The sequence below is a fragment of the Klebsiella sp. CN_Kp073 genome (assembly GCF_040065495.2).
Classification (GTDB): domain Bacteria; phylum Pseudomonadota; class Gammaproteobacteria; order Enterobacterales; family Enterobacteriaceae; genus Klebsiella; species Klebsiella aerogenes.
In genome coordinates, this window is record NZ_CM198051.1 from 5,181,113 (window position 1) to 5,201,492 (window position 20,380).

Sequence of the window (20,380 nt, forward strand, 5' to 3'; positions counted from 1 at the left end):
TTTCAGCGCCTGCGAGCCAGAGTGCAACGATTAAAACAGATCGTTGAGCATCACGCCGACGCCGACGCGCGTCTGATTGAAGTTATAGTCGATAAGCGACTCGCCATAACCGCTGTACACCTGAGTATAGGCGCGCACGTGCTTGGTAATAGGGTAACTGACCCCGATTTCCGCGCCGCCGTAGCCGGTATTCCAGTTATATTGCCCCTGAGCGCTAAAAATAGCCTCCCCCAGCTGGTAGCCAATCTTCAGGCGGTAGTAACCCATGTATTTGGTGATATCGGGGTTATCATCGGTACTGCCGACCACATACCACGGCTTCACTTCAACCAGCCAGTTACCGTTTTGCGCCATCAGGCGAGTATACAGGCGGTTCCAGCTACGTGACGTTGGATCGGAACGGCCATTGGAATCGTGGTTATAGCCGACTTCGATATCGCGCAAAGTCCAGCCGGCAAACTCATAATCCGTCGCGAAGCCAAGGAAGAGCTGAGGCTCGTAGTTGGTTTCGCGAAACGGCGCCGAGCCTTTACTGTTAGAGAGCTGCCACCAGGATTTTTGCGTATAGGAGGCGCCAAGCAGCGAATTATCGCCAAGGATGCCGCGCCATAACGGGAATGCCAGGCTGAGCTGGAACTTCACCTCATCCTTACGCGCGTCATCGGCCCAGTCGTAACTGCGGATGGCCTCTTTATTGAGATCGCTGGTCCACGTATAGAGCAGATAGTTGCTCTCATAAGGATAAAGCAGGAACGGATTATCATGGTCCTGCAGCAGGTTGGCGATAATGCTGCCCCGCACCGCGGGTTTGTCATGAACGGCTTGATTAAGCGGCGCGTCCTGCGCCAGAACGCTGGCCGGCAGCGCGCTAAGCGCCAGCAGCCAGGTCAAAGAGATACGCATTACTGTTCTCCTGAAAAGGGTTCTTATTAATGTTTTGTCCTGCTGCCATTCTACCTGTTTATCTGCCTCCCGCTGCGTTATCGCCTCCGAAAGTGGAAATCAATATTTTTGAAGCATAAAATCAACATTTCATTAACGAAATGGACCTCTGCTATGTCTGAACTGACCGCCGCCGCCGCGCTAAAGCTGGTGGGAGAGATTTTTGTTTATCACATGCCTTTTAACCGTGCGCTGGGGCTTGAGCTGGAACGTTATGAAAAAGAGTTTGCCCAGCTCAGCTTTAATAATCAGCCGATGATGGTAGGCAATTGGGCGCAGAGTATTCTGCACGGCGGCGTTATCGCCTCTGCGCTGGATGTCGCCGCTGGACTGGTCTGCGTCGGCAGCACCCTGACTCGCCATGACACTATCAATGAAGAAGAGCTGCGCCAGCGCCTCTCGCGGATGGGAACTATCGATTTGCGCGTCGATTACTTACGCCCTGGCCGCGGCGAGCGTTTTACCGCCACCAGCAGCCTGCTGCGCGCCGGAAACAAAGTCGCCGTGGCCCGCGTCGAGTTGCATAACGAAGAGCAGGTTTATATCGCCAGCGCCACGGCTACCTATATGGTGGGTTGATTGCCGCAGATCGAGTAACATCACTCTTTTTGGCAATGGATTATACCAATGGACGCAAAACAAACGCGGCTGGGCGTTATGCTGGCGCTGGCCGCCTACTTTATCTGGGGTATCGCGCCGGCGTACTTCAAACTTATTTACTACGTTCCCGCCGATGAAATCCTGACGCATCGCGTGATCTGGTCTTTCTTTTTCATGGTGGCGCTCATCAGCGTCAGCCGCCAGTGGCCGCAGGTAAAAAAACTGCTAAAAACCCCGCGCAAGATCTTCCTGCTGGCGCTCTCTGCGGTGCTGGTCGGCGGCAACTGGTTGCTCTTTATCTGGGCAGTCAATAACCACCATATGCTGGAAGCTAGCCTCGGCTACTTCATTAACCCACTGGTGAATATTCTGCTGGGAATGATTTTCCTCGGCGAACGCTTTCGCCGTCTACAGTGGTTGGCGGTGATCCTCGCTTTTTGCGGCGTGCTGGTGCAACTTTGGACCTTCGGTTCACTGCCGGTAATCGGCCTGGGGCTAGCCTTCAGCTTTGCCTTCTACGGACTGGTACGTAAGAAAATCGCCGTCGATGCGCAGACCGGCATGCTGGTGGAAACGCTATGGCTGCTGCCAGTGGCGGCGATCTGGCTTTTCGGCATCACCGATAGCCCAACCAGCCATATGGGAGACAACCCCTGGTCGCTCAATTTACTGCTAATGGCAGCGGGTGTGGTAACCACCATCCCCCTGCTGTGCTTCACCGGCGCGGCGACCCGCCTGCGCTTGTCCACGTTGGGCTTTTTCCAGTACATCGGCCCGACGCTGATGTTCCTGCTGGCGGTAACGTTCTACGGTGAAGTGCCGGGCACGGATAAAATGGTCACCTTCGCCTTTATCTGGGTGGCGCTGGCGATATTCGTGATGGATGCGGTATATACGCAAAGAAGGGGGCGTCGGGGATAAGATATTACCCGATGTCGGCTACGCCTTATCCGGCCTACAAAAGCACAACACGTAGGCCCGGATAAGCGAAGCGCATCCGGCACAACAACTACAGCCAGTTTTTACGCTTGAAGTAGAGATACGGCGCCAGGCCGGCCAACATCATAAACACGATGGCTCCCGGATAACCAAAGCTCCAGTGGAGTTCCGGCATAAACTCAAAGTTCATCCCGTAGCTGGACGCCACCAGCGTCGGCGGCAGGAACACGACCGAAACCACCGAGAAGATCTTGATAATGCGGTTCTGCTCGATATTGATGAAACCCATCGCCGCCTGCATCAGGAAGTTCACCTTCTGGAACAGCGATTCGTTGTGCGGTAGCAGGGATTCGATATCTCGCAGGATCTCTCGCGCCTGTTCCAGCTGGCCTGCCGGCAGACGCGCCTTGCGCACGAGGAAGTTGAGCGCGCGCTGGGTATCCATCAGACAGAGACGTACTTTCCAGCCGATATCTTCCAGTTCCGCCAGCGTCGACAGCGCTTCGTCATACTCATCGCCCTGATGGCCTTCCATAATGACGCGGCTCAGCTTTTCCAGGTCGCTGTAGATGTTTTCTATCTCATCCGCTAACTGTTCGATTTTGGTCTCGAACAGATCTAACAGCAGCTCGTAGGCGTTGCCATCAATCAGCGTCTGATTACGCACGCGCATGCGGTACAGGCGGAAAGCGGGCAGTTCACGCTCGCGCAGGGTAAACAGGCGGCCTTCGCGGATAGTGAACGCCACGGTTGAGTTACCGGCGTGATCGTCAGCATCTTCGAAAAAGAAAAAGGAGTGGATGTGTAAACCATCTTCGTCTTCAAAGAAACGCGCTGACGCTTCGATGTCTTCCAGTTCCGGGCGCGTCGCCAGGTTCTGGCCTAACTCCGTTTGCACACGGCTACGTTCATCATCGTCAGGCTCGACCAGGTCGACCCACACCGAGCTGGCAAGATGCTTGATCTCATCGGCCTCAAGGCGCGTTAAACGATTATTTTCCAGTTGAAATGCGCTCAGCATGACCGGGACTCCCAATACAAAAAATTTATCGGACAGTTCGATGGGCACACAGAAACTATTTGGGTTTCAGACCATTAAGCCTGACTCAGAGCGACGGGAATAGGACGGGTCGCCGACAACCGCTAAGGCTATCGGCATAAGGGGATAGCCTTAGGAGTTGTTCCTGAATGACAGGAAGTTGAGCCAGCATCTACTGGGTGTGTCCAAGGCGAATGTCCTCTTAGCGTAATCGTGCGCGCATGTTACGCCAGCGCCAAAACGGCGTCAACACGCAAGGGAACGCTAAAGAGCAAATCCTGCCCTTTAGCATATAAGGCTAGCAGATTATTACAAAAAAATTATATTTTTCTTAAAGTTACACCGTTTCCAGGCGTGCGTAGGCGGCGACCAGCCATTTAATTCCCTGCCCCTGAAAAGCCACCTGCAGCCGGCTATGCTCACCGCTGCCCTCAAGGTTGACGATGGTGCCTTCACCGAACTTCGGATGCCGCACTCGTTGGCCCAGCTTATAGCCGGTATCGTTCTCCGCCACCGGGGTACCGAGACGCTGATGGTTAACCGGGCGGCTCACCGTCGCTCGCAGCCGCACCTCTTCCACGCACTCTTCCGGCAGCTCGCCGATAAAGCGCGATGGGCGATGGTAAACCTCTTTACCGTACAAACGGCGGGTTTCGGCGTAGGTCAGCGTCAGTTTTTGCATCGCGCGCGTCACGCCGACGTAGGCCAGACGACGCTCTTCCTCCAGACGACCGCCCTCATCAAGCGCCATCTGGCTCGGGAACATCCCCTCTTCAACGCCGACGATAAACACCTGCGGGAACTCCAGCCCTTTCGCCGAGTGCAGAGTCATCAGCTGTACCGCATCCTGCCAGGTATCCGCCTGCCCTTCGCCCGCTTCCAGCGCGGCGTGGGAGAGGAACGCCTGCAGCGGCATCAGATCTTCATCTTCTTCGTTGTAGCTGAACTGGCGCGTCGCCGTCACCAGTTCCTCTAAGTTTTCGATACGGGTCTGGCCCTTCTCGCCTTTTTCCTGCTCGTACATCATACGCAGGCCGGAATCTTTAATGACCCGGTCAGTCTGGACATGTAGCGGCATATCGGCGGTTTCCTGCGCCAGCGCGTCGATAAGCTCCATAAAGCGCTGCAGAGCGCTGGCAGCGCGGCCTGCCAGCACTTTCTCTTTCAGCAGCTCGCGGCAGGCCTGCCACAGCGTCAGCTGACGATCGCGCGAGGTCTGGCGCACCACATCCAGGGTCCGATCGCCGATGCCGCGGGTAGGCGTATTGACCACACGCTCAAACGCCGCGTCGTCGTTGCGGTTGGCAATCAGGCGCAGATAAGAGAGCGCATCTTTGATTTCCTGACGTTCGAAGAAGCGCATGCCGCCATAAATACGGTACGGCATGCTGGCCTGCAGCAGCGCCTCTTCCAGCACGCGCGACTGGGCGTTGCTACGGTAGAGAATGGCGCACTGCTCCAGCGCCCCGCCGTTCTCCTGCCAGGTTTTAATTCGGTTAACCACGAAACGCGCTTCATCGAGATCGTTGAAGGCGCAGTACAGCGAAATGGGCTCGCCGTCGGCGCCGTCGGTCCACAGTTTTTTGCCCAGCCGCCCGTTGTTGTTTTCAATCAGGGCGTTGGCGGCGCTGAGAATATTGCTGGTTGAACGATAGTTCTGCTCCAGACGAATAGTTTCCGCGCCCGGGAAGTCATTCAGGAAGCGCTGAATGTTTTCGACCTGCGCGCCGCGCCAGCCGTAAATCGACTGGTCATCATCGCCGACAATCATAACTTTGCCGGTATCGCCCGCCAGCAGGCGGATCCAGGCATACTGAATGTTGTTGGTATCCTGGAATTCGTCGACGAGAATATTGGTGAAGCGCTCGCGGTAGTGCTGCAGGATATGCGGTTTGTTCAGCCACAGTTCGTGCGCGCGCAGCAACAGCTCGGCAAAGTCCACCAGCCCGGCGCGATCGCAGGCTTCCTGATAGGCCTGATACACCTTCTGCCAGGTCTGTTCGACCGGGTTGCCGTAGCTCTGAATATGGTGCGGGCGCAGCCCTTCATCTTTTTGGCTGTTGATGTACCACATCGCCTGACGCGGCGGCCATTGCTTCTCATCCAGGTTCATCGCCTTAATCAGGCGCTTCAGCAGGCGCAGCTGATCTTCGCTATCGAGGATTTGGAAATCCTGCGGCAGGTTGGCATCCAGATGATGGGCGCGTAGCAGGCGATGGGCCAGGCCGTGGAAGGTGCCGACCCACATACCGCCCTGGGTGGTGCCCATCAGTTGGCCGATACGGTGGCGCATCTCCGCCGCCGCTTTGTTGGTAAAGGTCACCGCCATAATGGAATACGGCGAGCAGTTCTCCACGCTCAGCAGCCAGGCGATACGGTGCACCAGTACGCGCGTCTTACCACTGCCCGCCCCTGCCAGAACCAGCATATTGGTGCGCGAGGCCGCTACGGCTTCACGCTGTTTGTCATTAAGGCTGTCGAGCAGGTAAGAAACGTCCATTGGCACCGCCGGAAGAGAAGGGGTTCCACGAACCCCTGTTAATATATACAGAGTTACTGGTGATTATATCAGCGAGGTCAGAGATGCCAACCGTGAAATTTCAATATGCGGCAGCAGGCGGCTATCGGCGGTTTTCATCAATGAGGCGTCCTGCGGCTTGATCCAGCAGGCCTGCATTCCACAGCGAATAGCGCCAGCCACGTCGGTGGTCAGATCATCGCCGACGTGCAGAATCTGCCCGAGGGGTAAATCCAGACGCTCCGCCGCCAAATGGTACATATCGGCAAACGGCTTGGAGCGACCATCCGGACCCGCGCGCAGCACGAAACGGAAATAGTCATTCAGGCCGAACTGTTCCGGCTGGGCGTTACCGTTGGTGATAGCCACCAGCGGCCATTTCTGCGCCAGCTTCGCCAGCGTATCGTGCGTCTCCTGCGGCACATCGACGCGGCTGCGCCAGTGGGCGAAATTTTCCATCGCCGCATCGGCGCCGGCTTTCGCCTCGGCGGCGGAGAGCCCGGCATTACGCATCCCTAACTCCAGCGCGCGGTGGCGCCAGACGGTGACATCGTGATAAATCTCGGGTTCTGAGGTCAATAACGTTTGGCGCAGGCGGTTAAGATCGCTTGCATCAAACTGGCTCAGCGCCGGATGGTAATTACGCACAAATGTCAGCGATTCCTGCATCGTCCGGTCAATCACCGGGCGGTTATCGTAAAGGGTGTCATCCAGGTCGAACGTCAGCGCGGAGATCGGGCCCAGAGGTCGGTAAAAACGCATTATTTCCCCCGTTTAGCGCGCGGATGCGCGGCATCGTACACCGAGGCAAGGTGTTGAAAATCGAGATGGGTATAGATTTGGGTGGTGGAGAGATTGGCATGCCCCAGCAGCTCCTGCACGCCGCGTAGATCGCCGCTCGACTCCAGCATATGCGTCGCGAAAGAGTGCCGCAGCTTATGCGGATGCACGTGGCTATTGAGCCCTTGCTTTATGCCCCACTCGGCAAACCGCTTCTGCACGTTGCGCGCTGAAATGCGCTTACCCAGCTTCGACAAGAACAGCGCATCGTCATCGCCGCCGAACAGGCCGCGCAAATCCAGCCAGTGTTCGATCCACGCCACCGCGTTGCGTCCAATTGGCAGGCGGCGCTCTTTGCTGCCTTTCCCCATCACCCACACTTCCCCTGACTCCAGGTCAAGGTGCTTAATATCAAGGTTAACTAACTCAGAAAGACGCAGCCCCGCGCCGTACATCACTTCCAGCATCGCCCGGTCGCGCACCGCGAGCGGGTCGTTGAGGTCGATATCCAGTAGCCGATTCACATCATCAACGTCGATATTTTTCGGCAAATGGCGGGGGATCTTCGGCGCCGCAATCCCTTTCGCCGGGTTAGCGGCCAGCTCGCCCTGGCTGACCATCCAGTCGAAAAAGCTGCGCAGGGCGGAAAGCCGCAGCGCCAGACTCGCCGGGCCTAAGCCCGCACGGCGGCTACGCACCGCAAAGCTACGTACCTGAGCGGCGTCACACTGCTGCCAGCTTTTTAATCCGGCATCATCCGCCAGCGCGATCAGCGCTTCCAGCTGACGCTGGTAGTTAGTGAGCGTAATCGGGCTAAGCTGGCGCTCTACGCCGAGATAGCGCAGGAAGCGGTCGACGCAGGCGAATAGCGGGGAGTCGGTCATGCGCGTTCAATCCAGCGCTCCAGCAGGCCGGGCAGCATGCGCGCAATCTCCTGCAGTAGCTGTGTTCCCTGGCCTTGCTGATAATGTTGTGGATCGCGGCTGCTGAAGAACATCACCCCCGGCGCGTCATCATCGCCCAGTAGCGACATCGCCACCGAGCCGATAGCTTTCGCATCCGGCAGCACCACCAGCAGCTCTGGCCCGTTCAGCGGACCAAGATAGTGACGTGCCTGGCCCAGCCGCTGAATACGAATGGGTTCGAACGCCTGCCGGCTCAGCGCCAGATGGGTGAATTTAGACGGCGCGCCGAGATGCCAGCTGTCCGGAAACAGGCGCACCGTTGCGCCCGCCAGGCCAAGCTCGCGCGCCCAACGATGAAAGCGGTTGAGCATTTCATCCAGGCTATCGGCGGACGCCAGCCGCGTCTGCAGATGGAACAGGCGCTGAAACAGGCTTTGATTGGCCGTCGCCTGTTCCATCAGCAGCGTCATGTTCTCTTCCAGCACGTTGATATGGTTACGCGCCCGCAGCATATGCCACTCTACCAGCGAGATGGTGCCGCGCACCGGATGCGGGACGCGGATATGCTCAACCTGCGCCGCATTACGAATAAAGAACTCAGGATTTTGCAGCAGATAATCTACTACCGCGCTGTCGTCGAGCGCTGTGGCGAGTTCCTGCTGTTCTTCCCCGATCTGTTTCATAGATGAATAAATCCGTCGTAGACGTGTGCCGCCGGGCCAGTCATATACAACGGTTGACCCGGACCTTTCCAGGCGATGTCGAGACGCCCGCCTGGCAATTCCACGCGTACCTCTTCGGCGAGTAATCCCTGTTGGATACCGACCGCCACCGCCGCACAGGCGCCGCTGCCGCAGGCCTGCGTTTCGCCTGCGCCGCGTTCATAGACGCGCAGACGAATATGGGAGCGTTCCACTACCTGCATAAAGCCGATATTGGCGCGTTCCGGAAAACGTTCGTGGCTTTCCATTACCGGACCGAGGGTTTCAACCGCGGCGGTGTCCACGTTATCGACCTGAATCACGCAGTGCGGGTTGCCCATTGAGACGACGCCGCACAATATTGTCTGTTCAGCCGCGCGCATAATATAGGTCTTTTCCGCTTTGTTAGCGCGGAACGGGACCTGAGACGGCTCGAAATTCGGCTCGCCCATGTTAACGCGCACCAGATCATCTTCCGTTACGCTTAATACCATACGCCCGTTGGCGGTGCTCACGCGGATATCACGTTTATTGGTCAGGCCTTTTAAACGGACAAAGCGGGCGAAGCAGCGCGCGCCGTTGCCGCACTGCGAGACTTCGCTACCGTCAGCATTGAAGATACGGTAGTGGAAGTCCAGATCGGGATCGTACGGCGGCTCGACAACCAACAGCTGGTCGAAACCGACGCCAAGATGCCGATCCGCAAGGCGACGAATCAGCTCCGGTGAGAAGAAAACATTCTGCGTTACCGCATCAACAACCATGAAGTCGTTGCCGAGGCCATGCATTTTAGAGAACTGCATTATCTACTCCAATTGCGCGGAACAGAACGTTATCGTTAATAGTTAACCTGGGTCGGACCGCCATTATCGCCGCGATCGTTACGATCCGGCGTCGCGCTCTGAATGCCTGGGTTAACCGGCTTGGTCGGCGGCGGCGCGGTTTTGTCTGCCGGCGGGAAATACAGCGGCCCTTTCAAACCGCAGCCGGTCAGGCTGAAGATTGCAAACAGAACGGCAAGCGTGGGTAAAACGTTTTTCATTGATAGTTGCCCATGATTCATTCGTTACTGCTTTCTATCATCGCAGGAGAAGACGTAAAAGCAAGCGTTTAGCATCTGACTGCGCGCGCTTTTGTTTCGCGCTATACTGCGGCCATCTTCAAAAAAGCAGGATAGAACCATGAACGACAGTGAATTCCATCGCCTGGCCGATAGCCTGTGGATGACCATCGAAGAACGTCTGGACGACTGGGACGGCGACAGCGATATCGACTGCGAAATCAACGGCGGCGTGCTGACCATCAGCTTCGAAAATGGCAGTAAAATCATCATCAACCGTCAGGAACCGCTGCATCAGGTCTGGCTGGCGACCAAGCAAGGCGGCTATCACTTCGATCTGCAAGGCGACGAGTGGATCTGCGATCGTAGCGGCGAACGCTTCTGGGATCTGCTGGAGCAGGCGGCGAGCAATCAGGCCGGCGAGACGGTGAGCTTCCGTTAATGGCGTCTTTCCCGGATGGCGGCGCATTGCGCCTTATCCGGGCTACCCGACGACATAGAACCGTAGCCCTGCTAAGCGCAGCGCCAGCAGGGAATATCTCCGGATAGCGGCTAGCACCTTATCCAGGCCAAATCTACGAGTAGCGCTGCTGCAGCACCGGTGAGGCGACCGCTTCCTGGCCCGGCGGCACCGCGGCGGCAATCGCCTGACTGCGGAACGGGATCACCTGCGTGCGTCCGTCAACTTCGACAATCTGATAGAACTGCGGCAGGTTGAAGTTAATGAAGCTTGAGCCGTAGGTGAAGCGATCGTGCGATGACGAGTAGAAGCGGCTAACGTCGCGCACCAGCTCTTCTTTGCTGCCCTCGCAGTGGTGATAAACCTCGGCGCGGTTGCTTTCATCAAGAATGTAGATGTTAAAGCCGCTGTCATTGTTATCCGCATCTTCAAAGAAGAATTGAATTATCCCTTCGCTGGCGAAGCCATCCACCACCGCCGGCAGCTTAACGTGATTGGTTTCTACCTGTACCGACAGGCCGTGGAGCTTGTTGTGTGAGATAGCGCCGTAGAACTCAATGGCGTTTTCCAGCTTCTGCACCGAAACGTTCAGGCGCTCGAAGAACAGGCCCCAGGTCTGGCCGGAGACGCGCAGCGCTTTGAAGCGCCCGGTATCCTGACGGGTACTGGAGAGACGCAGTTCGATGCACTCGGAGACCATCTGCTGCACGCGGGTGCGGATAAGGCCGCGCAGGTGCTGGCTATAGCAGAACACCTCCACGCTATCCGGCGGCGCGGCGTCCTGATGCATTTTGCCGAGAATAGTTTTCAGCGCTTCGATCATCGCCTGCTCGCCGTTAAAGTGCAGCGTGCGCACTTCGTTCCACGAGTTGCGATACAGCAGGTCGACGCTGCCAATCAGGCATTTTTGCTCTTCGCCGAAGCTGAAAACGTCGAGCTTACGGAAGTCGAAATGCACCACCTGATTACGGAATGCCGCCGTCGGGTCATATTCGAGGTTGACGATAATCGCCAGGTGGCGAATTTCGCACGGGCTGTACAGCGCTTTTGGCGTCGGCGCCGGCAGGCGCAGCGGGAAGTGGTGCGACACGTCGGCCACCATCTCCTGCAGCTTCGGCAAATCGACGATACCGTTGCCCTTAATAAACAGACGGGTGCGTGAGGTCAGCAGGCCGTTAAACCAGGCCCAGGCCACCAGCTTATTAAGGTAACGGTTATATTCCAGCGGCTGATGGCTGATGATCGATTCCATATCCGGCGCGCGGTTATACAGATACCAACCGGTACGGTTAGCGCGGCCCGGCGGCACGTGGATAAAGGTCAGATTCGGTTCCGACAGGTCCGGTGAAATTTGCGGGTTCACCAGGGTGACCTTGCCCGGCAGGGCTTCAAAGGCCGCATACAGCTTACGCGTCAGTACGCCGATATCCTGCGGGCTGGCGGAGACGCTGAGATTATTGCGCCGGGCGAAACGGATCAGATTACGATAACTCTGCATCATCGCATCGAGCAGTTCGTTGTGCGCTTTGCGCACTTCATCAATTTTCCAGTTAGCGCGGTTATCAAGCATCATCAGACGCTTTTCATCCCAGCCCCACTCTTTCACCAGCTGGCTGACGACTTCACGACGCCAGCCCACGCAGGCGCGCTCGCGGCTGAGTTTTTCACAGACTTTCAGGTAGAAGCAGCGGCGTACCAGATCGAGACGGGTGTCGTCTTCGATAGCCTGCAGATAGGCGGTAACGCGCTCCAGCATCATGCAGTAGGGGTCGAGACCGAACGAGACAATCTCGCCATCGTGCAGGCGCTGTTTAATATCTTTCGCCAACAGGCGGTTGTTGGGGTATTCCCAGGAGTAGGCTTCCAGCAGCAGCGTTTTCAGCACCGCTTTATACGGGGAGTCGATACTCTTATACAGCTGCCACAGGCTGGCGCCGAAGTACTCTTCCGCCGACAGCGAACTGAGGCCGCCGAGATCGAGCCATTCGTTTGGCGTCAGCACGCCCTTGGCATACAGCCCCATCACGTAATCATCGTAATGGTCTTCTTCATCGCCCGGCACCATATTCCACAGAATACGTTTCCCGGCGAGACGCACGGCGGTGCGGTAAAATTCATCGAGCAACAAAATATGCTGGGTCGAACCGCAGTCTTCGCCGCCGAGGCTGCCGCTTTCGTTATGGCGGAAGCGGTTTTCGTCGATCAGGAAGAAACTGACCTCGACGCCGAGCGACGCCGCCCAGCTTTCAAGCAGGCTGCATTTACGCTGCAGCAGCTGGCGTTCTTCGTTATCCAGCCAGGCCTGATGGCATACCCAGATATCCAGATCGGAAGAGCAGCTTTGCCCAACGGAGGAGGTACTGCCCATCGAATAAACGCCGGTAATCGGCAGTTCGCCTTTCGGCGGCTCCTGCGTCAGCAGGCCACGGTGCAGTTCGAGTTCGTCAAGGTAGTGGCGTTGGGTTTCATCAGGCGTGTAGAGGCAAATGCCGCGGGGAACGTTACCGTCAAGGTAACCCGGCATCAGCGGGTGATGATAATGTAGTAATGTCGGCAGAAGACTGTAAACCTGCTGGAAAGCGGGTCCCATGGCAGCAAGCGCGCGATCCACGCGCAGTTGGTTGATGGCATCCAGTCTCTGTTTCAGTGTCTCAATATAGAGGTACAAGACATATCGCCTGATGTTCAAAAATCCGACGTACAATAGTACGGAGGATTTCAGTATTTCAACAAGAACCGTCACCATTCGTCATCGGTGTGGTTGTGATGAACTGCTGGCTGACAAATGGTTTAAAACGTGATCAATTTAACACCTTGCTGTTTGACCGTAAAGAAAGATGCGCTACATACAAGTGTAGCACCGTTTGCCGGGTGTAAATTCCCCACTACGCTTGCGGCAACCGCAGCCGCATGAAACGCTAAAGGACATCGTGCCAGCATCCCACATTAACCGTGAAACTAACATCCCTAAAGCAACAATGTTAGGATGGCTCGTGGTCGACAATGACGGTAACAAGCATGTTAGACAAAGTTTTGAGAATTGCCACAAGGCAAAGCCCGCTTGCGCTATGGCAGGCACATTATGTGAAAGAGCGCCTGGAGTCGTGTCATCCGGGGCTTTCCGTTGAGCTGGTGCCCATGGTCACCCGCGGCGACGTGCTCCTTGATACCCCGCTGGCAAAGGTGGGCGGCAAGGGCTTATTTGTGAAAGAGTTAGAGCTCGCCATGATTGAAGGGCGCGCCGATATCGCCGTCCATTCGATGAAAGATGTCCCGGTCGAATTCCCGGAAGGCCTGGGGTTGGTCACCATCTGCGAGCGTGAAGATCCGCGCGACGCATTTGTTTCCAATCACTATGCCTCAATTGACGATCTGCCGGCCGGCAGCATCGTTGGCACGTCAAGTTTACGTCGCCAATGCCAGTTGGCGGCAGAGCGCCCCGATCTGGTGATCCGTTCGCTACGCGGCAACGTTGGCACGCGATTAGGCAAACTCGATAACGGCGAGTATGACGCTATTATCCTCGCCGCCGCCGGGTTGAAGCGGCTGAAACTGGAAGCGCGTATTCGCCAGCCGCTCTCGCCAGAGCAATCTCTGCCGGCCGTCGGCCAGGGCGCGGTAGGTATCGAATGCCGCCTTGACGATGAATGGACCAAAGCGCTGTTAGCGCCGCTTAACCATACGGAAACCGCCGTGCGCGTGCGCGCCGAGCGGGCGATGAACACCCGTCTCGAAGGCGGTTGTCAGGTGCCGATTGGCAGCTATGCCGAACTGCGCGATGGTGAGCTGTGGCTACGGGCGCTGGTGGGCGCGCCGGATGGGTCGCTGGTCGTGCGCGGTGAACGCCGCGGCCGGCCGGAAGAGGCAGAGGCGCTCGGCGTCTCGCTGGCGGAAGAGCTACTGGATAACGGCGCCCGCGACATCCTCGCGGCGGTCTATGATGGAGAAGCCCCACGATGAGCATCCTGGTCACCCGTCCGCTACCGCAAGGTGAAGAGTTAGTCAGCCGCCTGCGCGCGCTGGGACGCGTGGCCTGGAGCTTTCCGCTGATTGAATTCACGCCGGGGCGGGAGCTGGCAGCGCTCCCGCGCCAGCTGGCGGCATTAGGCGCGGACGATTTGTTGTTTGCGCTATCGCAGCATGCGGTGGAATTCGCCCATGCCCGTCTGCTGCAGGAGAGCCAACGCTGGCCCTCCGATCCGGCCTATTTCTCGATAGGCCGCACCACCGCGCTGGCTCTGCATACGGTCAGTGGTAAAAATATCCGTTACCCGTTAGATCGGGAAATCAGCGAAGTCTTGCTACAATTACCTGAATTACAAAACATTGCGGGCAAGAAAGCCCTGATTCTGCGCGGCAACGGCGGGCGGGAATTATTAGGCGACACGCTGCGTGAACGCGGCGCCGAAGTAACATTTTGTGAATGTTATCAACGTTGTGCGAAGTACTATGATGGTGCGGAAGAGGCTATGCGCTGGCAATCTCGTGGAGTCACTACGCTGGTGGTCACCAGCGGCGAGATGCTGCAGCAGCTGTGGTCGTTAATACCCCAGTGGTATCGCGAACGGTGGCTGCTGCACTGTAGCCTTGTCGTTGTCAGCGAACGTCTGGCCCTTCAGGCCCGGGAATTGGGCTGGCAGGATATTCAGGTTGCCGATAACGCCGACAACGATGCGCTGCTACGCGCATTACAATAACTCTCAACATTGGAAGCCATAATGACGGAACAACAAAATCAATCCGCCGTGGTTGAAGAGACCAGGGAGGCCGTGGAAACCACGCCACAGCCAGAAAACAACGAGAAGAAAAAGGCCGGCAACAAAACCAGCCTGGCGCTCAGCGCGATAGCTATCGCCATCGCCCTCGCCGCCGGTATTGGCCTGTATGGTTTGAATAAACAGCAATCCACGCGCCAAAATGAAACCAGCTCGGAATTATCAAGCCAGATCGCAGCGCTGCAAAAAGCGCAGGATAGCCAGAAGAGCGAGCTGGAAGGCATTATCAAACAGCAGGCCGATCGGTTGAGCGAGGCCAAACGCGAACAGGAAACCCTGACGAAACAGCTTGATGAGCTACAGCAAAAAGTTGCAGTGATTTCCGGCAGCGACGCCAAAACCTGGCTGCTGGCGCAGGCTGATTTCCTGGTTAAGCTGGCGGGACGTAAGCTGTGGAGCGATCAGGATGTGACGACCGCCGCCGCGCTGCTGAAAAGCGCCGATGCCAGTCTCGCCGACATGAACGACCCAAGCCTTATCGGCGCGCGCCGCGCCATCACCGATGACATCGCTTCGCTGTCGGCGGTAAGTCAGGTCGATTACGACGGCATTATCCTTAAGGTTAACCAGCTGGCGAACCAAATCGACAATCTGCGTCTGGCTGATAATAACGACGATGATTCTCCGATGGATGCCGACAGCGACGAGCTCTCCAGCTCCATCGGCGAATGGCGCGTTAACCTGCAGAAAAGCTGGCAGAACTTTATGGATAGCTTCATTACCATACGTCGCCGTGACGAAACGGCGGTGCCGCTGTTAGCGCCGAATCAGGATGTCTATCTGCGCGAAAATATCCGCTCTCGTCTGCTGGTTGCCGCGCAGGCGGTGCCGCGTCATCAGGAAGAAACCTATAAGCAGGCGCTGGAAAACGTCTCCACCTGGGTACGCGCTTATTACGATACTGAAGACGCCACTACCAAGGCTTTCCTTGAAGAGGTGGATAAGCTCAGTCAGCAAAGTATCACCATGAGCGTACCGGAAACGTTGCAGAGCCAGAGCCTGCTGGAAAAGCTGATGCAAACTCGGGTGCGTAATTTAATGGCCCAGCCTGCGGCAGCCGCTCCGACGCCGACGCCAGCACCGACCGCGCCAGCCCCTGCGCCGCAAGGAGAATAACCGATGCTGAAAATTCTCCTGCTTTTCGCACTGCTGATCGCCGGGATCGTCGTCGGCCCGATGATCGCGGGCCACCAGGGCTACGTTCTAATCCAGACCGATAACTACAATATCGAAACCAGCGTGACGGGCCTTGTGATCATCCTGATCCTCGCAATGGTGGTGCTGTTCGCCATTGAATGGCTGTTGCGCCGCATTTTCCGTACCGGCGCGCACACGCGCGGCTGGTTCGTCGGCCGTAAGCGCCGCCGCGCGCGTAAGCAAACCGAGCAAGCGCTGCTGAAACTGGCGGAAGGCGATTACCAACAGGTTGAAAAGCTGATGGCGAAAAATGCCGATCACGCCGAACAACCGGTAGTGAACTATCTGTTAGCGGCGGAAGCGGCCCAACAGCGCGGTGATGAAGCTCGCGCCAATCAGCATCTTGAGCGCGCCGCCGAACTGGCTGGCGATGACCTGATCCCGGTTGAAATCACCCGCGTGCGCCTACAGCTGGCGCGTAATGAAAACCACGCCGCCCGTCACGGCATCGATAAGCTACTGGAAGTGACCCCGCGTCATCCGGAGGTGCTGCGTCTTGCCGAGCAGGCTTATACCCGTACCGGCGCGTGGAATTCGCTGCTGGACATCATTCCATCCATGGCGAAAGCCAACGTGGGGGATGAAGAGCACCGCGCCGCGCTGGAACAGCTGGCGTGGATTGGCCTGATGGACAAAGCGCTGGCCGACGGCGGTAGCGAAGGGCTACGCGAGTGGTGGCGCAACCAGAGCCGTAAAACGCGCGCCCTGATACCGCTGCAGGTGGCGATGGCCGAACGCCTGATCGAGAGCGACGATCACGACACCGCACAGCAGATTATTATCGATGGTCTGAAGAAACAGTACGACGACCGCCTGGTTATGCCAATTCCGCGGCTGAAGACCAATAATCCTGAACAACTGGAGAAAGTGCTGCGCCAGCAGATCAAAGCCGTCGGCGATCGTCCGCTGCTGTGGAGCACCCTGGGCCAGTCGCTGATGCGTCACGGTGAATGGCAGGAGGCCAGTATCGCTTTCCGCGCCGCGCTTAAGCAGCGCCCGGATGCCTTTGATTACGCGTGGCTTGCCGATGCGCTCGACCGCCTGCACCAGCCGGAAGAAGCGGCGACCATGCGCCGTGACGGCCTGCTGTTGACGCTACACAATAACCCTCAGCAGTAATTCACGATAACGCTATCGCCTCGTTCGGGGCGATAGCGCCCTTCTCTCGCGAAAAAATAGCCTACCCCTGAAAGAAAAAAACGCCTGCGCTGAAATCAGGGCAGGCGTTAAAACAGGTCTGTTTGACAACAAATTGGGTGCTTCACTCAACGTTATGTCCATGGTGTTTGATGAGACATATGAAATGCGACATCTATCAGTGGACGATAAGCACCGTAAGTACGGCTCTGCATCATTCCTGAGTTTATGAGGCACAAAGGCGAACATAAGAGATGGAATGAGCATCTACCCGGTTATTATCGCACAGAATCCAGCGAGATTGCATCTATCGCAGCAATCATTTGGGACAATTCCGGACAATAATTCGCAGACGTGGAACCTATTTTTTACGAGGAAGATCAGCGGGATAAAAGACGACTGGAGAAAACCGGAAAACAAAAAACCCCGCCGAAGCGGGGTTCAAAATTGGTCGGCGAGAGAGGATTCGAACCTCCGACCCACTGGTCCCAAACCAGTTGCGCTACCAAGCTGCGCTACTCGCCGAAATACTGCTTTTTGAATTTTTAGTTCAATTCTTTAAAGTCGTGGTGCGAGGGGGGGGACTTGAACCCCCACGTCCGTAAGAACACTAACACCTGAAGCTAGCGCGTCTACCAATTCCGCCACCTTCGCAATTCACAACTCTATCAAATAATGGGGTGGCTAATGGGATTCGAACCCACGACAACTGGAATCACAATCCAGGGCTCTACCAACTGAGCTATAGCCACCACAACAATTCTTTTACGCGGTATTAAAACCACCGCAGCTCCAGCACCGGGTAAATGGTGCGCCCGACAGGATTCGAACCTGAGACCTCTGCCTCCGGAGGGCAGCGCTCTATCCAGCTGAGCTACGGGCGCTTAGCGCCGTTGCGGGGGTGGATAATACGGACTTCCCCCACCCCTGTCTAGTGCCTTTTTAAATAAAATTTCTATTTGCTCACAGTTTGTGCGCTTTGGCGCTTATTCCGCCGTTTTATCGAGATTTCCCCGCTTGCCGAGGCCGAAAACCTTATAAATAAGGGTCACCGCGGCAAGGAAAATAATCCCGACAAAGAGCGACATCCGGGTTTCATCGTTGATTCCCATGCCGATCAGCACACAAACGAGGAATGCCATCGTCAAATAGTTCGCCCACGGGAACAACAGCGAACGGAACGGATGGCTGGCCATCGCCTGCTGATGCTCGCGGCGGAAACGCAGCTGGCTTATCAGGATCACAAACCACGGCACCATCCCCGGCAACACGCTGGCGCTATAGACATAGACAAACACGCGCTGCGGGTTAGGAATAATGTAGTTCAGGCACGAACCGATTAGCAGAATCACGATCGACAGCGCAACGCCCGCTACCGGTACGCCCTGACGCGACACTTTGGCCATTGCCGCCGGTAGCTGACGATTACGCGCCAGCGCATATAACATGCGTCCACAGCTATACATCCCGCTGTTACAGCCCGACAGCGCGGCGGTCAGCACCACGAAGTTGATAATCCCCGCCGCCGCGGTAATGCCGATTTTGGCGAAGGTGAGAACGAATGGGCTACCGGTCGAGCCAATCTGGTTCCACGGGAAGATAGTCACGATAACGAAAATCGCCCCCACGTAGAAAATCAGGATACGCCACAGCACCTTGCCTACCGCGCTACGCAACGTGACCTGTGGGTTTTTCGCTTCCCCGGCGGTGATACCGATAAGTTCAACGCCCTGATAAGAGGCGACGACAATACACAGCGCCGTCAGGAAGCCTTTCCAGCCGCCGGCGAAGAAGCCGCCGTGCTCGGTAAGGTTGCCAAAACCGATCGACTGTCCGCCGTTGCCGAAACCAAAGAAGATGACCCCCAGACCGATGACAATCATCACGATAATGGTGGTGACTTTAATCATCGCAAACCAGAACTCGATCTCGCCGTACAGACGCACTGCCGCCAGGTTAGCCAACGCCACCAGCCCCACGGCAATTAGCGCCGGGATCCACTGCGCCATCTCCGGGAACCAGAACTGCACGTATACCCCGATGGCGGTGATCTCAGATATCCCCACCGCCATCCACATAAACCAGTATGACCAGGCCGTGAGATAGCCGAAGAACGGGCTCATGTAGCGATGTGCGTAAACGGCGAATGAGCCGGTTACTGGTTCGAGGAACAACATCTCGCCCATCGAACGCATGATAAAGAAGACAAATAAACCGGCGATAATATACGCCAGCAGGACGGACGGACCGGCCCACTTCAGCGTACTTGCCGCGCCCATGAATAACCCTACGCCAATCGTCCCGCCTAGCGCGATTAGCTCAATATGTCGGGCCTCCAGTCCACGCTGGAGTTCCGCTTTTTTCTCAGTCATAAAGCCTCTTGTGTTTGCTGTATTCCGGGTACTCCCGGTTATTGTTATTCATTGAAACCATAGCCTTGCCGGCGCGCAGGTCTCCCCCACGCGTTTGAAGCATGCGAATGGTTAATTAATTTTACGGAAATGGCAAATAAAGTATCAGGCGAGTGAAGAGATTACACAGAATATGTATGCAATCTCGTCTGGTTGCAGTGGAATATCAGAGCTTGCCGGAATAATGCCAACGTAAATAGCGCAGTAGACGGAACTGTCTTTTGATGCGGCTCGGCTGCAGGAGCAGGCGATAAAACCACTCCAGCCCCAGGTTCTGCCAGAATTTTGGCGCCCGGTGAACGTGGCCGGTAAAGACGTCATAAGTGCCGCCAACGCCCATATACAACGCGGCGGGATACACCAGTCGACAGTCGCGCATCAGAATTTCCTGGCGCGGCGATCCCATCGCGACGGTGACAATTTTCGCCCCGCTGTCGCGTACCCGTTCAAACAACTGCTGGCGCTGATCGGCGGAAAAATAGCCGTCCTGACTGCCGACGATATTCACCTTCCAGCGTTCACGTAGCTTCGCTTGCGTCTCCGCCAGCACCTCGGGCTTGCCGCCAATCAGAAACACCGGCGTTCCCTGCGCCCCGGCGCGCTCCATTAAGGCCTCCCACAGATCGGCGCCGGCAACGCGCGACACCTCAGCCTGCGGATATTTTTTGCGTAATGAGCGCACGACGCTGATGCCGTCGGCATATTTAAACTCGGCGGCCTCAATCAGCGCACGCACTTCCGGGATATCCTCTACCGCCAGCATTTTTTCGGCGTTGATCGCGACCAGCGTTCCCTGACGCAGTTCGCCGTCGGCGAAGAGATAGTTGAGCGCATGCTGCATGTCGCGCCAGCCAATAAGCTGCAGCCCTCGCAGCGCATACTGCGGCGCGGAAGTGTTATCAGTCATGTTCATCCT

Annotated in this window: 19 protein-coding genes and 4 tRNA genes; 7 read left to right on the forward strand and 16 right to left on the reverse strand. The window is 56.7% G+C overall.

The features are described from left to right. Positions 1-30: 30 nt before the first annotated feature. Positions 31-903, reverse strand: a complete 873-nt coding sequence (gene pldA, locus ABLV66_RS24860) for a phospholipase A (RefSeq protein WP_045389277.1) — start codon at positions 901-903, stop codon at positions 31-33. 153 nt (positions 904-1,056) lie between these two features. Here pldA and yigI point away from each other — a divergent pair, with 153 nt between their 5' ends. Both yigI and rarD read left to right on the forward strand, forming a co-directional pair. Next, a complete protein-coding gene (yigI, locus tag ABLV66_RS24865) occupies positions 1,057-1,521 on the forward strand; it encodes an acyl-CoA thioesterase YigI (protein WP_004097567.1) in 465 nt (154 codons plus the stop codon). A 48-nt stretch (positions 1,522-1,569) separates the two neighbouring features. Then, positions 1,570-2,463, forward strand: coding sequence for an EamA family transporter RarD (gene rarD / locus ABLV66_RS24870; protein ID WP_045389280.1), 894 nt, complete (start codon positions 1,570-1,572; stop codon positions 2,461-2,463). An 88-nt stretch (positions 2,464-2,551) separates the two neighbouring features. Here rarD and corA read toward each other — a convergent pair whose 3' ends face one another. The 8 genes from corA to lptM form a co-directional block, all read right to left on the reverse strand. Further along, a complete protein-coding gene (corA, locus tag ABLV66_RS24875) occupies positions 2,552-3,502 on the reverse strand; it encodes a magnesium/cobalt transporter CorA (RefSeq protein WP_045389308.1) in 951 nt (316 codons plus the stop codon). Positions 3,503-3,652: 150 nt separating this feature from the next. After that, positions 3,653-3,709: a YsgD/CorL family protein gene (gene ysgD / locus ABLV66_RS24880; RefSeq protein ID WP_349815745.1), complete on the reverse strand. Its 57-nt coding sequence runs from the start codon at positions 3,707-3,709 to the stop codon at positions 3,653-3,655. Positions 3,710-3,857: 148 nt separating this feature from the next. Then, on the reverse strand, positions 3,858-6,020 hold the full coding sequence (gene uvrD, locus ABLV66_RS24885; protein ID WP_032709535.1) for a DNA helicase II: 2,163 nt from the start codon (positions 6,018-6,020) through the stop codon (positions 3,858-3,860). A 63-nt stretch (positions 6,021-6,083) separates the two neighbouring features. After that, on the reverse strand, positions 6,084-6,800 hold the full coding sequence (gene yigB / locus ABLV66_RS24890) for a 5-amino-6-(5-phospho-D-ribitylamino)uracil phosphatase YigB (RefSeq protein ID WP_315712027.1): 717 nt from the start codon (positions 6,798-6,800) through the stop codon (positions 6,084-6,086). Continuing rightward, the gene (xerC, locus tag ABLV66_RS24895) at positions 6,800-7,702 is read right to left on the reverse strand and encodes a tyrosine recombinase XerC (protein ID WP_045395583.1); all 903 of its coding nucleotides are present in this window, start codon (positions 7,700-7,702) and stop codon (positions 6,800-6,802) included. Before xerC ends, yigB begins: the two co-directional genes overlap by 1 nt. After that, a complete protein-coding gene (locus ABLV66_RS24900; protein ID WP_015368864.1) occupies positions 7,699-8,406 on the reverse strand; it encodes a DUF484 domain-containing protein in 708 nt (235 codons plus the stop codon). Before ABLV66_RS24900 ends, xerC begins: the two co-directional genes overlap by 4 nt. After that, positions 8,403-9,227, reverse strand: coding sequence for a diaminopimelate epimerase (gene dapF, locus ABLV66_RS24905; RefSeq protein WP_032713809.1), 825 nt, complete (start codon positions 9,225-9,227; stop codon positions 8,403-8,405). The genes ABLV66_RS24900 and dapF overlap by 4 nt, the downstream gene beginning before the upstream one ends. Before the next feature lie 35 nt (positions 9,228-9,262). Then, positions 9,263-9,466 (reverse strand): LPS translocon maturation chaperone LptM, encoded by a 204-nt coding sequence (gene lptM, locus ABLV66_RS24910; protein WP_020077593.1) that lies wholly within the window; start codon positions 9,464-9,466, stop codon positions 9,263-9,265. Between the two features lie 139 nt (positions 9,467-9,605). Here lptM and cyaY point away from each other — a divergent pair, with 139 nt between their 5' ends. After that, positions 9,606-9,926, forward strand: coding sequence for an iron donor protein CyaY (cyaY, locus tag ABLV66_RS24915; RefSeq protein ID WP_015368867.1), 321 nt, complete (start codon positions 9,606-9,608; stop codon positions 9,924-9,926). A gap of 133 nt (positions 9,927-10,059) precedes the next feature. Here cyaY and cyaA read toward each other — a convergent pair whose 3' ends face one another. After that, positions 10,060-12,612, reverse strand: a complete 2,553-nt coding sequence (gene cyaA, locus ABLV66_RS24920) for a class I adenylate cyclase (protein ID WP_348877221.1) — start codon at positions 12,610-12,612, stop codon at positions 10,060-10,062. A gap of 350 nt (positions 12,613-12,962) precedes the next feature. On the opposite strand from cyaA, the gene hemC reads away from it, so the two are divergent. The 4 genes from hemC to hemY are packed head-to-tail and all read left to right on the forward strand — an operon-like array spanning position 12,963 to position 17,035. Beyond that, entirely contained in the window at positions 12,963-13,904 is a 942-nt protein-coding gene (gene hemC / locus ABLV66_RS24925; RefSeq protein WP_045395576.1) for a hydroxymethylbilane synthase, read from the forward strand. Beyond that, positions 13,901-14,641 (forward strand): uroporphyrinogen-III synthase, encoded by a 741-nt coding sequence (gene hemD / locus ABLV66_RS24930; RefSeq protein ID WP_045395574.1) that lies wholly within the window; start codon positions 13,901-13,903, stop codon positions 14,639-14,641. The genes hemC and hemD overlap by 4 nt, the downstream gene beginning before the upstream one ends. Positions 14,642-14,662: 21 nt before the next feature. Continuing rightward, positions 14,663-15,835: a uroporphyrinogen-III C-methyltransferase gene (hemX, locus tag ABLV66_RS24935; RefSeq protein WP_045395572.1), complete on the forward strand. Its 1,173-nt coding sequence runs from the start codon at positions 14,663-14,665 to the stop codon at positions 15,833-15,835. Between the two features lie 3 nt (positions 15,836-15,838). Beyond that, positions 15,839-17,035, forward strand: coding sequence for a protoheme IX biogenesis protein HemY (gene hemY, locus ABLV66_RS24940; RefSeq protein WP_042894676.1), 1,197 nt, complete (start codon positions 15,839-15,841; stop codon positions 17,033-17,035). Positions 17,036-17,501: 466 nt separating this feature from the next. Here hemY and ABLV66_RS24945 read toward each other — a convergent pair. From ABLV66_RS24945 to wecG, 6 genes are all read right to left on the reverse strand, one after another. Continuing rightward, positions 17,502-17,578 (reverse strand) — tRNA-Pro (locus tag ABLV66_RS24945). A gap of 42 nt (positions 17,579-17,620) precedes the next feature. Next, a tRNA-Leu gene (locus tag ABLV66_RS24950) sits at positions 17,621-17,707 on the reverse strand. A 22-nt stretch (positions 17,708-17,729) separates the two neighbouring features. Continuing rightward, positions 17,730-17,805 (reverse strand) — tRNA-His (locus ABLV66_RS24955). 55 nt (positions 17,806-17,860) lie between these two features. Beyond that, positions 17,861-17,937, reverse strand: a tRNA-Arg gene (locus ABLV66_RS24960). A 102-nt stretch (positions 17,938-18,039) separates the two neighbouring features. Beyond that, positions 18,040-19,425, reverse strand: a complete 1,386-nt coding sequence (gene thrP, locus ABLV66_RS24965) for a bifunctional threonine/serine APC transporter ThrP (protein WP_045395570.1) — start codon at positions 19,423-19,425, stop codon at positions 18,040-18,042. Positions 19,426-19,630: 205 nt separating this feature from the next. Further along, a complete protein-coding gene (gene wecG, locus ABLV66_RS24970; protein ID WP_045395568.1) occupies positions 19,631-20,371 on the reverse strand; it encodes a lipopolysaccharide N-acetylmannosaminouronosyltransferase in 741 nt (246 codons plus the stop codon). Between the last annotated feature and the right edge of the window lie 9 nt (positions 20,372-20,380).

Excerpts from the sequence above, each read along its gene's own strand:
- hemC (WP_045395576.1), top strand. The coding sequence starts at position 12,963 with ATGTTAGACAAAGTTTTGAGAATTGCCACAAGGCAAAGCCCGCTTGCG.
- uvrD (WP_032709535.1), bottom strand. The coding sequence starts at position 6,020 with ATGGACGTTTCTTACCTGCTCGACAGCCTTAATGACAAACAGCGTGAA.
- pldA (WP_045389277.1), bottom strand. The coding sequence starts at position 903 with ATGCGTATCTCTTTGACCTGGCTGCTGGCGCTTAGCGCGCTGCCGGCC.
- lptM (WP_020077593.1), bottom strand. The coding sequence starts at position 9,466 with ATGAAAAACGTTTTACCCACGCTTGCCGTTCTGTTTGCAATCTTCAGC.
- hemY (WP_042894676.1), top strand. The coding sequence starts at position 15,839 with ATGCTGAAAATTCTCCTGCTTTTCGCACTGCTGATCGCCGGGATCGTC.
- xerC (WP_045395583.1), bottom strand. The coding sequence starts at position 7,702 with ATGACCGACTCCCCGCTATTCGCCTGCGTCGACCGCTTCCTGCGCTAT.
- thrP (WP_045395570.1), bottom strand. The coding sequence starts at position 19,425 with ATGACTGAGAAAAAAGCGGAACTCCAGCGTGGACTGGAGGCCCGACAT.
- yigB (WP_315712027.1), bottom strand. The coding sequence starts at position 6,800 with ATGCGTTTTTACCGACCTCTGGGCCCGATCTCCGCGCTGACGTTCGAC.
- hemX (WP_045395572.1), top strand. The coding sequence starts at position 14,663 with ATGACGGAACAACAAAATCAATCCGCCGTGGTTGAAGAGACCAGGGAG.
- cyaY (WP_015368867.1), top strand. The coding sequence starts at position 9,606 with ATGAACGACAGTGAATTCCATCGCCTGGCCGATAGCCTGTGGATGACC.
- corA (WP_045389308.1), bottom strand. The coding sequence starts at position 3,502 with ATGCTGAGCGCATTTCAACTGGAAAATAATCGTTTAACGCGCCTTGAG.
- yigI (WP_004097567.1), top strand. The coding sequence starts at position 1,057 with ATGTCTGAACTGACCGCCGCCGCCGCGCTAAAGCTGGTGGGAGAGATT.
- hemD (WP_045395574.1), top strand. The coding sequence starts at position 13,901 with ATGAGCATCCTGGTCACCCGTCCGCTACCGCAAGGTGAAGAGTTAGTC.
- rarD (WP_045389280.1), top strand. The coding sequence starts at position 1,570 with ATGGACGCAAAACAAACGCGGCTGGGCGTTATGCTGGCGCTGGCCGCC.
- dapF (WP_032713809.1), bottom strand. The coding sequence starts at position 9,227 with ATGCAGTTCTCTAAAATGCATGGCCTCGGCAACGACTTCATGGTTGTT.
- wecG (WP_045395568.1), bottom strand. The coding sequence starts at position 20,371 with ATGACTGATAACACTTCCGCGCCGCAGTATGCGCTGCGAGGGCTGCAG.
- ABLV66_RS24900 (WP_015368864.1), bottom strand. The coding sequence starts at position 8,406 with ATGAAACAGATCGGGGAAGAACAGCAGGAACTCGCCACAGCGCTCGAC.